The sequence below is a fragment of the Streptomyces sp. NPDC017529 genome, from assembly GCF_044329785.1.
GTDB lineage: Bacteria > Actinomycetota > Actinomycetes > Streptomycetales > Streptomycetaceae > Streptomyces.
The window spans coordinates 50,803-63,120 of record NZ_JBIRJY010000005.1 but is presented as its reverse complement, the minus strand read 5'-3'; the positions used below and the strand labels follow the sequence as shown (position 1 = coordinate 63,120).

The 12,318-nt window shown below is 74.5% G+C and carries 7 protein-coding genes and 1 pseudogene; 4 read left to right on the top strand and 4 right to left on the bottom strand.

The features are described 5' to 3' along the window. Positions 1-19 precede the first annotated feature (19 nt). Together ACH4K4_RS14015 and ACH4K4_RS14010 are read right to left on the bottom strand one after the other, a co-directional pair. Positions 20-2,029, bottom strand: a complete 2,010-nt coding sequence (locus ACH4K4_RS14015; protein ID WP_398167277.1) for an N-acetylmuramoyl-L-alanine amidase — start codon at positions 2,027-2,029, stop codon at positions 20-22. 247 nt (positions 2,030-2,276) lie between these two features. Further along, positions 2,277-3,410, bottom strand: a complete 1,134-nt coding sequence (locus ACH4K4_RS14010) for an aminoglycoside phosphotransferase family protein (RefSeq protein WP_398167276.1) — start codon at positions 3,408-3,410, stop codon at positions 2,277-2,279. A gap of 259 nt (positions 3,411-3,669) precedes the next feature. Between ACH4K4_RS14010 and ACH4K4_RS14005 the strand changes: the two genes are divergently transcribed. Beyond that, positions 3,670-5,178: a hypothetical protein gene (locus ACH4K4_RS14005; RefSeq protein ID WP_398167275.1), complete on the top strand. Its 1,509-nt coding sequence runs from the start codon at positions 3,670-3,672 to the stop codon at positions 5,176-5,178. Between the two features lie 89 nt (positions 5,179-5,267). Here the strand turns inward: ACH4K4_RS14005 and ACH4K4_RS14000 are convergent, their stop codons facing one another. After that, positions 5,268-6,749 (bottom strand): PP2C family protein-serine/threonine phosphatase, encoded by a 1,482-nt coding sequence (locus ACH4K4_RS14000; RefSeq protein WP_398167274.1) that lies wholly within the window; start codon positions 6,747-6,749, stop codon positions 5,268-5,270. A gap of 323 nt (positions 6,750-7,072) precedes the next feature. Here ACH4K4_RS14000 and ACH4K4_RS13995 point away from each other — a divergent pair, with 323 nt between their 5' ends. The 3 genes and pseudogenes from ACH4K4_RS13995 (at position 7,073) to ACH4K4_RS13985 (ending at position 10,950) form a co-directional block, all read left to right on the top strand. Then, the gene (locus ACH4K4_RS13995) at positions 7,073-8,497 is read left to right on the top strand and encodes a HEAT repeat domain-containing protein (RefSeq protein ID WP_398167273.1); all 1,425 of its coding nucleotides are present in this window, start codon (positions 7,073-7,075) and stop codon (positions 8,495-8,497) included. A 115-nt stretch (positions 8,498-8,612) separates the two neighbouring features. Continuing rightward, a complete protein-coding gene (locus ACH4K4_RS13990; RefSeq protein ID WP_398167272.1) occupies positions 8,613-9,740 on the top strand; it encodes a glycosyltransferase family 4 protein in 1,128 nt (375 codons plus the stop codon). Further along, positions 9,737-10,950: pseudogene (locus tag ACH4K4_RS13985) on the top strand (glycosyltransferase). The gene ACH4K4_RS13990 and the pseudogene ACH4K4_RS13985 overlap by 4 nt, the downstream one beginning before the upstream one ends. A gap of 22 nt (positions 10,951-10,972) precedes the next feature. On the opposite strand, the gene ACH4K4_RS13980 reads toward ACH4K4_RS13985, so the two are convergent. Next, positions 10,973-12,217 (bottom strand): MFS transporter, encoded by a 1,245-nt coding sequence (locus ACH4K4_RS13980; protein WP_398167270.1) that lies wholly within the window; start codon positions 12,215-12,217, stop codon positions 10,973-10,975. Positions 12,218-12,318: the final 101 nt, after the last annotated feature.

Below are 12,318 nucleotides of genomic sequence, written 5' to 3'. Positions count from 1 at the left end.
GCCGGGCGCGGCATGCCCGCTACCGGTGTGACGGGCGGATGTCGACGTCCGCTGCCCGTACGTACCCCACCCGGTGCCCCACCTGGATCTCGTAGTAGACGTCCTTGCCGCGCACGACGGTGTGCCCCGAGACGTCGAACGTCGGCGCGTAGAAGTACTCGCCGCGCACCCGGTTGCCGACGGCGTACCGCTGCCCGGCCAGGAGCTTGTACGGCAGTGGCGTGACGGCCTGCACCGGCACCCCGGGCGGGTAGGCCGCCTGCTCCGGGTACGCCCGTCCGTACACCGGGATGTCCGCGCGGCCGGCCTTCGGCGTGGCCACCGGGCCCTTCGCGTCAACCGCCGTCGGCTGCGCCGCCGGATTGTGGAACCACGCCTTCTGGCCGAGGTACCAGATGGCGGTCCACTCGCCCCGGCGCTCCGCGACCGCGTACCGCTGGCCGGTGGTGGCGCGGGCGCCGGTGTCGTTCACGCCGGTCGTCGAGGGGCTGCCGTCAGGGCGCAGCCCGATGTCCCTGACCAGCGGCGCGCTCGCACTGGGCTCGGTGTGCAGCCGTACGGCGGTCGAGCCGTGTGGCGGGCACGACCGGCCCGGCGTGACGCAGTCCGTGTAGACGGGCCGGTGCCGGTCGTAGTCGGGGCGGATGGTCACCAGGCCGCCGTCGGGGCCCGCCGTACGGACGAACGGCCTGCCCAGCAGCCGGAAGTAGTGTGCCCAGTCCCAGTACGGGCCCGGGTCGGTGTGCATGCCCTTGATCGTGGCGGGCGTCGTGCCCGGCACGTTGTCGTGACCGATGATGTGCTGCCGGTCCAGCGGCAGGTCGTACTTGTGTGCCAGGTACCGCACCAGCCGTGCCGAGGCCCGGTACATCGCTTCCGTATACCAGGCGTCCGGCGCCGCGAGGAACCCTTCGTGCTCGATGCCGACGGAGTGCGCGTTGACGTACCAGTTCCCCGCGTGCCAGGCGACGTCCTTCGTCGGCACGTGCTGGGCGATCAGCCCGTCCGCCGACCGGATCGTGTAGTGCCACGACACGTACGTCGGGTCCTTGATGAGCTTGAGCGTCGTCTCCCAGGATCCCTCGGTGTCGTGGACGACGATGGCGTCGACACTCTGGTCCCCGGGCCGGTCCGCCTTGTCGTGGTTGCCGTAGTCGCCGTCGCCGAACTCCTCGTACGGTGCCGGCACGGACACGCACGAGACCGTGTGCGGGCATTCCAGACGGGCCCGGTCGGCGGCCGCGCCAGGGGACCGCAGCCCCAGGCGCCCGAGCTGCGCCCGGTCGGCCGTCACCCCGGGCACGGCGGGCAGCGTCACCCGCTGGCCCGAGTCGGTCGTACGGGACTGGCCGTGCCGGAGCACGTCGTACACGTCGTCGGCGAAACCCGCCGCGGTCCGGACGTCGTCCGCGCCCGAATAGCGCGCGACGGCGCCGTACCAGCGGGCGGGATCGGCGGTGTGCAGCCCGAGGCGGCGCTGCTCGGCGGCGAGCAGCGCCGCGCCGCCGCCGATGTTGGCCGCCGGGTCCTTGCGCAGCCGCTCGGCGGGCAGCCCGGTCAGCGCGGCCGCCCGGTCCAGGGTCCGCAGGCGCGCCGGGAGCGCGGTGGTGGCCGGCAGCTGCGCGCGGACCTGCTTGCGGGGGCGCGAGCCGTCGCCGCGCGGGTCCTCGCCGCCCTCGCCGTGGTGCGGCCGCTCGGCCAGCGCCGTACGGGCGTCGGTCAGGTGCATGGGGCCGTAGCCGCCGGTCACACTGGGCGCGCCGCCGTGCCCGTCCCAGCGCGACTCCATGTACGCGACGGCCAGCAGGACGCTCTCCGGCACCCGGTAGCGCGCGGCGGCTTCGGCGAACGCCCGCTGGAGGGTGCCGGCGTCCTGCTGCTGCGCCGTGGCGCGGGGCGGCCCCGCGAGGGCGGACGGCGCGGCCGAGACCAGGGGCAGCAACAGGGCCGCCGCCGCGGCGGCGGTGGCGGCCCTGTGCGCTCTGGAACGGGGGGTTCTCTTCTCGTCTTCCGGGGCGGATCCTCGCAATGCAGCCTCCTCTGGCCGACCGGACCGAGCCGGGGCGTCTGACGGATGGTGTGCATACGGCCGTGCGCGGGACCGGACTTGTCGAATACAGCTATCGCCTGGCCGACGATCCGTCAATCACCGTGCGCCACAAGGGTTTCGCATGTCAGCACGCGTACCGGAGCCGCATTCGAGGAGCGGCCGCACGCGGACGTACGTGAGCGGCGCGCCCGCACTCGGACGCGCCGCTCATACCCCCCTTGGCGGATCAGCGGGTGCCGACCGCGGCCCGCACCGCACGGCGTGCCATCTGGCAGTCGTCGTGCAGCCGGCGCAGGAGCAGCCGCTGCTCCTCGCCCGCCGCCAGCGCACCGGGCTGTCCCGGACCCGGCGTGCCCGTCGGCGTGGGCTCGCGCATGGTGCGCTGTACGGCGGTCTCGTACCGCCGTATTTCGCGGGTGAGCACCAGCATCAGATTGACCAGGAAGGCGTCCCGCGCGGTCGGCCCGGCGGCCTGCGCGAGCTGGCTGACCTGACGGCGCGCCACGGGGGCGTCGCCGAGCACCGACCACAGCGTGGCGAGGTCGTAGCCCGGCAGGTACCAGCCGGCGTAATCCCAGTCGAGCAGCACCGGACCGGCGGGGGAGAGCAGGACGTTGTTCAGCAGCGCGTCGCCGTGGCAGAACTGGCCCTGGGTGTGGGCGAGACCGTGCAGCAGCTTCTGCAGGTCGCCCAGATCCCGGTCGGTCAGCAGGCCGAGGTCGTGGAAGCGCCCGATGCGGCCCGCGTAGTCCAGCGGCGCGTCGAACATCCCGGCCGGCGGCCGCCAGAGGTTGACCCGGCAGATCGCGCCGAGCGCGGCCCGTACGTCCGCGCGCGGTGGCGCTTCGGTCGGATGCCGTTGGAGGGAGGCGACCCGGCCGGGCATCCGCTCGACGACCAGGGTGCAGTTCTCGGGATCCGCGGCGACCAGCCTGGGTACGCGCACCGGGGGGCGGTGGCGTACGAAGGCCCGATAAGCAGCTATTTCGTGCCGGAACCGCTCGGCCCATGCGGAGGAGTGGTCCAGTAAACACTTGGCGACCGCGGTCGTGCGGCCGGTGGTGCCCACCAGGAGGACGGACTTGCCGCTCCGGCGCAGCACCTGGACCGGATGGAACTCGGGGCAGATGCGGTGCACGGAGGCGACCGCGGCGCGCAGCTGGGCGCCCTGGGGGCCGGACAAGTCGAGTCTCCCGCTGAGCGGTTGGGCACCTCCCCCTTGCGCCCGCCGGTTGCGGCCGCCGGAGAGGCCGGAGACCGCCCCCGGAGACTGGGAGGGGTCGAGATACGGTCCGCTTCCCGGAGGCTGCGGACGGTACGGCCGGTTCGGGGCGCTCACGGCGGACGATGCTGCGTACATGGGTGAAACAGATCCCTTCGTGCGCCGACGAGTTGCGTGCGGCTCCCGGCCCGATGAACGGGGCCCCGAAAGGCTCCGATTCCGGTGTCCGCACCCTGGGGAATGCGGTACCGACACCGGGCCGGGGGCTGCACTTCTACAGAACACGCGGGCGCGGGTGGCAGACCATCTGGCGCACCCTGGCGAACCCTGGCGAATGCTCGCGGGCGTCCGGGACGCCCGTTACTGTCAAGTCAGTCGAGGAACCTGGGGGCTTGACGTGGACAGGGAGCCGAACACCCGTCTCGCGGACCTTTTCGGTCTGGCCGGCTGGTCCAAGGGAGAACTCGCGAGACTGGTCAACCGGCAGGCGGCCGCCATGGGGCATCCGCAGCTGGCGACCGACACCTCGCGGGTCCGGCGCTGGATCGACACGGGGGAGACCCCGCGCGACCCGGTTCCCAAGGTGCTGGCGGCCCTGTTCACCGAGCGTCTCGGCCGTGTCGTAACCATCGAGGACCTCGGGTTCGGTCGCTCCGGGCGCGCGGGGAAGAAGCAGGCCACGGACGGTCTCCCGTGGCCGCCCGAGCGGACGGCGGCGGTCCTCACGGAATTCACGGGAATGGACCTCATGCTCAACCGACGCGGCTTGGTGAGCGCGGGCGCGGCACTCGCCGCCGGCTCCGCGCTCAGCAGCGCCATGCACGACTGGCTGCACACCGATCCGGCGCTGGCAGCCGACGCCCCCCGATTCGACGACCCGTTTGCCGACCACACCATCGACCAGATCGGCTTCGACCGCTACGAGGCGGCCCCCGTGGGGTCGCAGGAGATCGACGCCCTGGAGCGCTCGGTCGAGGTCTTCCGCGCCTGGGACGCGGCCCGCGGCGGCGGGTTGCAGCGCAAGGCCGTGGTGGGCCAGCTCAACGAGGTGGGCGGGATGCTCGCCTACCGCCACCCCGAGCACCTCCAGCGCAGGCTGTGGGGGGTGGCGGCCAACCTCGCCGTCCTGGCGGGCTGGATGTCCCACGACGTGGGGTTGGAACCCACCGCCCAGAAGTACTTCGTCATCGCGGCCCACGCGGCGCGTGAGGGCGGCGACCGCCCGCGCGCGGGCGAGGCGCTGTCCAGGGCGGCCCGCCAGATGGTGCACCTGGGCCGTCCCGACGACGCCCTGGACCTGATGAAGCTGGCCAAGTCGGGCTCCGGGGGGGAGACCCTGCCGCGGACCCGCGCGATGCTCTTCACCATCGAGGCGTGGGCCCAGGCGACCAAGGGGCACGGCCAGGCCATGCGCCGCACCCTGGGCGAGGCGGAGGAGCTGTTCGTCTCCGACAAGGGTGACGTGCCTCCGCCGAGCTGGATGCAGATGTTCGACGAGGCGGACATGCACGGCATGCAGGCACTGGCCTTCCGTACGCTCGCCGAGCACGACCCGCAGGCGGCGAAGGTCGCCCAGCTCCATGCCAAGGAGGCGCTGCGGCTGCGCGAGAAGGGCCGGCAGCGGTCACAGATCTTCGACTACCTCTCCCTGGCCTCGGCGTGCTTCATCGGGAACGACCCCGAACAGGCCGACCGGTACGCCCGGCTGGCGCTGGTGTCCATCAAGGAGAACTCCTCGCACCGCACCTGGGACCGGCTGCGCGAGATGTACCGGCTCACCGGCCAGTACTCGGACTACGGCCAGATCCAGGACCTGCGGGAGGAGATCCAGCGCGTCATGCCGAAGGCCAAGTCCAAGGGGCTCGGTCCCGGGCTGGGACCGGTGGGCAAAAGCATGCGGATCTGACATCCGCGTACGACGGCGTACGCGGGAACCCTACGACAGAGTCCGGAAGACAGCAGACCATCGGGCGGCCCGGACCACGCCGCTCTCCGTCACCCGCTCACCCTGGCGACCAGCACACACGCGTCGTCCTCGCGTTCGGCGCTGCCGAACTCCTCGGCGACGACGCGGACACAGTCCTGCGCGTTACGGGCCGCGGCGAACCGCGGTGCCAGCGACAGGAGGCGCTCGGTCCCCTCGTGGGGCGCGAGCGTGCCGTGCGACCGGCGCGGCACCAGTCCGTCGGTGTGCAGCACCAGCAGGTCGCCCGGTGCCAACTGCTCTGTGCGCTGGGTGTAATGGGCGCCGGTGGTGGCGCCGAGCAGTACGCCCTCCGGGGGGCGCAACGGGCTTCCCGTGCCGTCGCGGAACAGCAGCGGTGCGGGATGCCCGGCCTGGGCCCAGACCAGCCGACGGGTGGCGGGGTCGAAGCGGCAGCACACCGCGCTGCCGAGCGCGGGCTGCGCGGAGACGTCGAGCAGCTGGTTGAGGTGGCCCATCAGCGGGCCCGGATCCTGCCCGGACACCGCCATGCCGCGCAGCGCGCCGAGCACCATGGCCATGGCCGAGGTGGCGGTGGCGCCGTGGCCGGTGAGGTCGCCGACGCTCAGCAGCGTTCTGCCGTCCGGAAGTTGCAGGGCGTCGTACCAGTCGCCGCCGATCAGGGCGCTGGTGCCGGAAGGGAGATAACGCGCGGCGAGGTCGAGTGCGACGGGCCCGCCTTGCGGGAACCGCAGGGAGCCGCGCCACGGCGGCAGCACGGCTTCCTGCAGTTCGACCGCAAGCCGGTGCTCGGTCCGCGCCTGATGCCGTTGGCGCTGCAGCGAGTCACGGGTCTCGCGCACCGCCCGCTGGCTGCGGCGCAGCTCGCTGACGTCCCGCAGCACGGCCCACATGCATGCGGTGCTTCCGTCGGCTTCGAGCACCGGCTCGCCCACCATGTGCACCGTGCGCACGCTCTGGTCGGTGCGCACGATGCGGAATTCGCCGTCGATCGGACGGCCGTCGACCAGGCAGTCGGTGACCATCGTGGTCAGCAGCTGCTGGTCCTCGCTGAAGACCAGGGAGGGCAGCTCGTCCAGGGTCAGCGGCCCGTCCGCCGGCTCCCGGCCGAAGATCCCGAACAGCTCCTCCGACCAGCTCACCTCGTCGGTGAGCAGGTTCCACTCGGCGCTGCCGACCCGGCTGAGCAGCGAGCCGGCCGGGGGCCCGTCCTCGGGCGGCGCCACGGGCAGCTCGTCACGCGGGTAGCCGTCGTCCGGCGCGTCCGCGGCCGCCTCCGGGTCGGCGGGCAGGCCCTCCCGGAGCTGGTCCAGGTGTCCGCCGAGGTCGTCGAGGTGGTGGACGGCGAGGTCGCACAGCGCGCGCTGCCAGCGCAGCCGGGCGTCGGCGGGTTCGTCGTCGGCGGCCGAGGTCTCCCGGCGTACGGCGTCGAGGCCGCCCCGCAGCCGGCGGGCCTGCGTGATCAGCGCCTCGACCACATCGCGCTCGGGGGGCTGGGCGGCTGGTCGGTCCGCGAAGAGAGGGGACGACATGACGTACTCCGTTATCAGGCGGCGCCAAGGCCAGGTCTGATGGAAGGGCCGGTAACGACTGTTGCACAGGCTGCGACCGCCCGTAAGGGATTTGGCATTACCCGATACGGTGGTGCATTCGGCATATGCCCCTGGCCTCCCTGGCGCAACCCTCGGCCGAATCGGCGGAAGGGAGCGTTCCAGGCTAGGCTGCGGCCGCCGTAGCGCGCACGCCCCCACCGATCCATGGTGGGAACGACGCATACGACCCGTGGACACCGGCAAGAATGCCGGTCAGCGGAAATCCCGTTGCCAGCCTGTCCCCCGCACCGGATGCTGACCTCATGTTCGATCCAGACATAGCGCCCAGTGGCACCCTGCTCGGCCTCCTGCAGCGAGGCCGCGGCGACGGGACCCTGCATGCCCTCGCGGCGCCGCGGGCCGAGGCGCTCGCGGCACTCAACGACAGCGTGCTGCGCGACCCCCGCCGCGACTGGCAGGTCGAGAACCGCTCCCTGTACTACGCGCGGCTCTACATGCAGCTCGACGGCGGACTCGAAGAGATCGAACGGCACCTCTTCCACCCCGACGACCTCACCGACCCCGGCGAGGAGCGCACGGGCCTGGCCCTCGCCGTGCTCGGCCACCTCGCCGCGTACGGCAGGGACGCCGCCCTCCTGCTGCTGCGCAGCTACGCCGCCGCCGGCAGCAACTGGCGCTGGGCCCTCGACGAGCTGGCGCTGCGCGACGACGACGCGGGCCTGGCCACCCTCGCCCCCGCCGTCCTGGCCCGCTTCCCCCGTACCCGCGAGGGCGACGCCGAGCTGGCCGCCGCCGTCCGGGACGCCTTCGAGCCCCGCCCGTGGCGGCTGTGGGCCGAGGACCCCCGCTACGGCGAGCGCATCCGCGCCGCCCGGGAACAGGGCTGCTTCGACCGCTGGCAGCGCCAGCTGCGGCCCAGCGGGCCGCGCCCCGGCTGGAGCGTCGCCGAGGTGCTGGCCTGGGCCCAGCAGGGCCTGGAACTTCACCCGGAAGAGTGGCGGCAGGTTCCGGCCGCGCGCTGCCTGGCGGCCGTCGCGGGCCCGGAGGACCGCCCCGAGCTGCTGCGCGCCGCGCGCACCGGACCGGACGCGGCCCGCGCCGCCGCACTGCGCCACCTCGCCGAGCGCGGCGACCCGGACGCCCTCGACCTCATCGAGGCCGCGGCCGCCGACCCCTTCTCCAGCCGGCCGCTCGCCGAGGCCGCGCTCGCCGCCTTCGAACGCATGCGCAATGTGGCCGCGATCGAGCGGGCCCGGCAGTGGGCCCTGCGCCCGGACGGCCTGGGCGCGGCCGGCGCCACGATGCTGGCCCGCCGCGGCAGCCGCGCCGACGCCGACCTGGTGCTGGCCGCGCTGCGCCGCACGGTACGGACCGAGGGCCCGGACGCGGGCGGGCTGTGGGAGCTGGTCGACGGGGCCGGCCGCCTCGGCGTGGCCTGCGCGGCGCCCGTTCTGCGCCACATCTACCGGGAGACCTCCTCGTCCCACCTCAGAGGCCGCGCCGCGGGAGCGCTGGCCGTCACCGACCCCGGCTTCCCGGCGGGCTTCGCCGTCGAGTGCCTGTGGGACTGCGAGGAGACCACCAGGGAACTGGCCGCCCGGCACGCGGCCACGGGCGACGCGCGCGTCGTGGAGCAGCTGCGCCGGCTGGCCGCCGACCCGGCCGAGGAGGCCGAGGTGCAGACGGCGGTACGCAGCCGCTTCGGGCCGGACGCCTCGGCCGTCTGATCCGTGGCGGGCGGCGCCGGGCCGGGTTCCCGGCGCCGCCAACGCTCACGGGACGTTTCCCGGCCGGAAAGATCCACGTGGCCGGGGCCACGTCCGGCGGGCCGACAACAGCCGTATGCGTGTTGTCATCGTCACCGAGTCCTTCCCGCCCGACGTCAACGGCGTCGCCCACTGCGCCCTCGAAACCGCCCGGCACCTGGTACGCCGCGGTCACGACGCGCTCGTCGTCGCTCCGCTCGGTGCCGACGGGGGGCCGGACGGCGGGCGCGCCGGGCCCTGCCCCGTCGTCCGCGTGCCCTCCGTGCCGCTGCCGGGCTACCCGCAGGTCCGGCTGGCCCTGCCGGGCCGCAGGCTGGCCGCGGCACTGGACGGCCACCGCCCCGACGTCGTACATCTGGCCAGCCCTTTCGTCCTCGGCGCGCGCGGCATGACGGCCGCCGCGCGGCGCCGCGTACCCGTCGTCGCGGTCTACCAGACCGACCTGGGCCGCTATGCCCGCGCCTACCTGGGAGCCGGCGGCGGCACGGCCTGGCGGCGCATCCGGGCGGTGCACGCCGCGGCCGACCGCACCCTCGCGCCGTCCCGTTCCGCCCTGCGGGACCTGGCCGCGCACGGCGTGCCCCGGCTGCGCCTGTGGCCGCGCGGCGTCGACTCCGTACGGTTCCACCCCGCCCGGCGTGACGAGGTGCTGCGCAGCTCGCTCGCGGCGGGCCGGGAGCTGCTGGTGGGGTACGTCGGGCGGCTCGCGCCCGACAAGGACGTGCGGCTGCTCGCCGCGGCCTCGCGGCTGCCCGGCGTACGGACCGTGGTGATCGGGGACGGCCCGAGCGCCCCCGGCCTGCGCGCGGCGCTTCCCGGAGTGCGCTTCCTGGGACGGCGTACGGGCGACGAACTGGCGCGCCTGGTGGCGTCCTTGGACGTGTTCGTGCACACGGGCCGCTACGACACCTTCTGCCAGGCCGTCCAGGAGGCGATGGCGGGCGGCGTGCCGGTCGTGGCTCCGGCGGCGGGCGGCCCGCCGGACCTCGTGGCACACGGCCGTACGGGGCTGCTGGTGCCGCCGGGGGACGGGGCGGCGCTGCGCGACGCGGTAGGGCTGCTGGCCGGGGACCGGGCCCTGCGGGCCCGGCTGGGCGCGGCAGGCCGTACGGCGGTCGAACACCGGACCTGGGAGGTCGTCGGCGACGAACTGCTGGGCCATTACGAGGACGTGCTCACGGACCGGACGGCGGTGGCGGCATGACGACGGAAACCTACGCTTCGGGGCGGTACGTCCTCGACGAGGCCCGGTACGAGGGCGCCGGACTGCGCATCGTACGGCTCGCGAACTTCGTCACCCCTCAGTCGGGCGGACTGCGCACCGCGCTGCGCGCGCTCGGCGCCGGCTACCGGGCCGCGGGTCACGAGCCGGTCCTGATCGTGCCCGGACCCGCCCCGCGGGACGAGGCCACCGACCAGGGGCGGGTGATCACCCTGCCGGGACCTGTCCTGCCGGGCACGGGCGGCTACCGGGTGCTGGCCGACCGGCGCCGCGTCCGCCGCCTCCTGGAGGCGCTGGCCCCCGACCGGCTGGAGGTCTCGGACCGTACGACGCTGCGGTGGACGGGCGAGTGGGCGCGGCGGGCCCGCGTCCCGGCGGTGATGGTGTCGCACGAGAGCGTGGACGGAGTGCTGCGGACCTGGGGCGTACCGCGCGGCCTGGCACGCGGCGCGGCCGACCGGGCCAACGCGCGGACCGCGCACGCGTACAGCAGGGTGGTCTGCACGACGGAATGGGCGGCGGCCGAGTTCCTGCGGACCGGAGCGCGCAATGTCGTGCGCGCTCCGCTGGGCGTCGACCTCACGGCGCGGCACCCGGCCGTGCGCAGTGCGGAGCTGCGGCGGCGGTGCGCGGGCGGTGCCGACGTGCTTCTGCTCCTCTGCTCGCGGCTGTCGCCGGAGAAGCGGCCGGGACGCGCGCTGGACGCGCTGGCGGAGCTGCGGTGGCGGGGGACGGGCCGCTGCGGGCCCGTCTGACGGTCCGCGCGCGGGCCGAACGGCTGCCCGTGGCCTTCCTGGGGCACGTCGCCGACCAGGTCGAACTGGCCGCCATCCAGGCCGCCGCGGACGTGGCCGTGGCCCCCGGACCCGCGGAAACGTTCGGTCTGGCGGCCGTCGAAGCCCTCGCCTGCGGTACCCCGGTCGTCGCCGCCGCAGCCTCGGCCCTCGCCGGCCTGGTCGGCACCGGGGGCGACACCGCCCTGGACGACGGCGCCTCCTACGCCGACGCGGTCCTGCGCGTCCTCGCCCGCCCCGAAGCCCACCGCCGCTCCGCTGCCCGGCGCCGCGCGGAACGCTACGGATGGCAGCCGGCCATCGCCGCGTTCCTGGCAGCCCACGACGCCGTCGCCACGCCTCTGCCCACCACCCGGACCACGGGCCGGCCGTACGGGGTGGCGCAGGCCGGGAGTTGAAGGGGACGGCCGGGCTCTCGCGTCACGCGCCGCTCGGCTCCGGCTCCCGTTCGTGCCGTGGCGTGTGGGCGTGCCGGGGGAGCAGGAGCGGGGTGGCCAGCAGGAGGACACCGGCCACCGCGATCGCGGTGCGCAACCCCGTGAGGCCGGCCAGCAGACCCCACAGGGCGGTCACGGCGGCGGTGGTGACCTTGCCGGTGACCGACCACGCGGCCAGGGTACGGGCGACCAGGCCCGTGTCGGCCAGGTCGAGCCGGCAGGTGGCGAGCACCGGGGTGAACACGCCCGTACACGTGATCAGCCCGAATTCGACGACCATGACGAGCACCAGCCCGGCGGTGCCGGAAGGGACGAAGGCCAGCCCCACCGACCAGCACGCGCGCAGCGTCCCCGCGGTGCGCAGGACCGTGTGCCGGCCGAACCGCGCCACGAGCGGGCGGGCCAGCCGCGACCCGACGAGGCCGCCGAGGCAGGGCACCGCGAAGGCGAGGCCGTACTGCCAGGGCGCGAACCCGAGCCGGCCGACCATCAAGACGACGAGCAGCGGCGAGGCCGCCATGATCAGGCCGTTGACCAGGACGCTGTTCAGCAACAGCCGGCGCAGCGCCGGGTGGGCCAGGACGTACCGCCAGCCGGCGAGCAGGTCACGGGCCCGCAGCCGCGGTGCGCCGGTGCCTGCCGGGCGCGGCTCACCGCCGCCGATCGCGCGGATCACCGCCGCCGAGAGCAGATAGCTGACCGCGTCGGCCGCCACGGTCAGCACCGGGCCGAACAGCCCGACCGCGGCCCCGCCGAGCGGTGGCCCGAGGATGGTGGCGGTCCATGTGGTCGACTCGAAGCGCCCGTTGGCGGCGAGCAGGTCCTCCGGTGGTACGAGCGCCTTGAGATGCGCGCCGCTGGCCGCGGTGAAGGCGATGTCGGCCGCGGCCACGACGACGGACACCACCAGGAGCTGGGCGAAGCCGAGCCGGCCGAGCGCGAACGCGGCGGGAACGGTCAGCAGGGCGGCGCACCGGACCAGGTCCGTGGCAATCATCACCGGCCGCTTGCGGCGGAACTCCACCCACGGGCCGAGCGGCACCGCCACCACCGCGCCGACCGCCGTCCCCGCCGCCGCCAGCAGCGCCACCTCGGTCGTCCCGGTGTGCAGCACGAGGACCGCGATCAAGGGAAACGCGTCGAACGCGAGCCGGGTACCGAACGCGCTGACCGCGTACGCCGCCCACAGCCACCCGAACCGCCGCCCCAGCGACCGCCCCGCCACCATGCGCAGCGCACCCCCGCTTCCCTGCCGGACATTCCCTGGTCGACCGGCGAGATCAAAGCGGGCAGCTCCCCGGCAGGTCAAACAACCGCCGGGCGTGCAGA

Excerpts from the sequence above, each read along its gene's own strand:
- ACH4K4_RS13990 (WP_398167272.1), top strand. The coding sequence starts at position 8,613 with ATGCGTGTTGTCATCGTCACCGAGTCCTTCCCGCCCGACGTCAACGGC.
- ACH4K4_RS13980 (WP_398167270.1), bottom strand. The coding sequence starts at position 12,217 with ATGGTGGCGGGGCGGTCGCTGGGGCGGCGGTTCGGGTGGCTGTGGGCG.
- ACH4K4_RS14010 (WP_398167276.1), bottom strand. The coding sequence starts at position 3,410 with ATGTACGCAGCATCGTCCGCCGTGAGCGCCCCGAACCGGCCGTACCGT.
- ACH4K4_RS14000 (WP_398167274.1), bottom strand. The coding sequence starts at position 6,749 with ATGTCGTCCCCTCTCTTCGCGGACCGACCAGCCGCCCAGCCCCCCGAG.
- ACH4K4_RS13995 (WP_398167273.1), top strand. The coding sequence starts at position 7,073 with ATGTTCGATCCAGACATAGCGCCCAGTGGCACCCTGCTCGGCCTCCTG.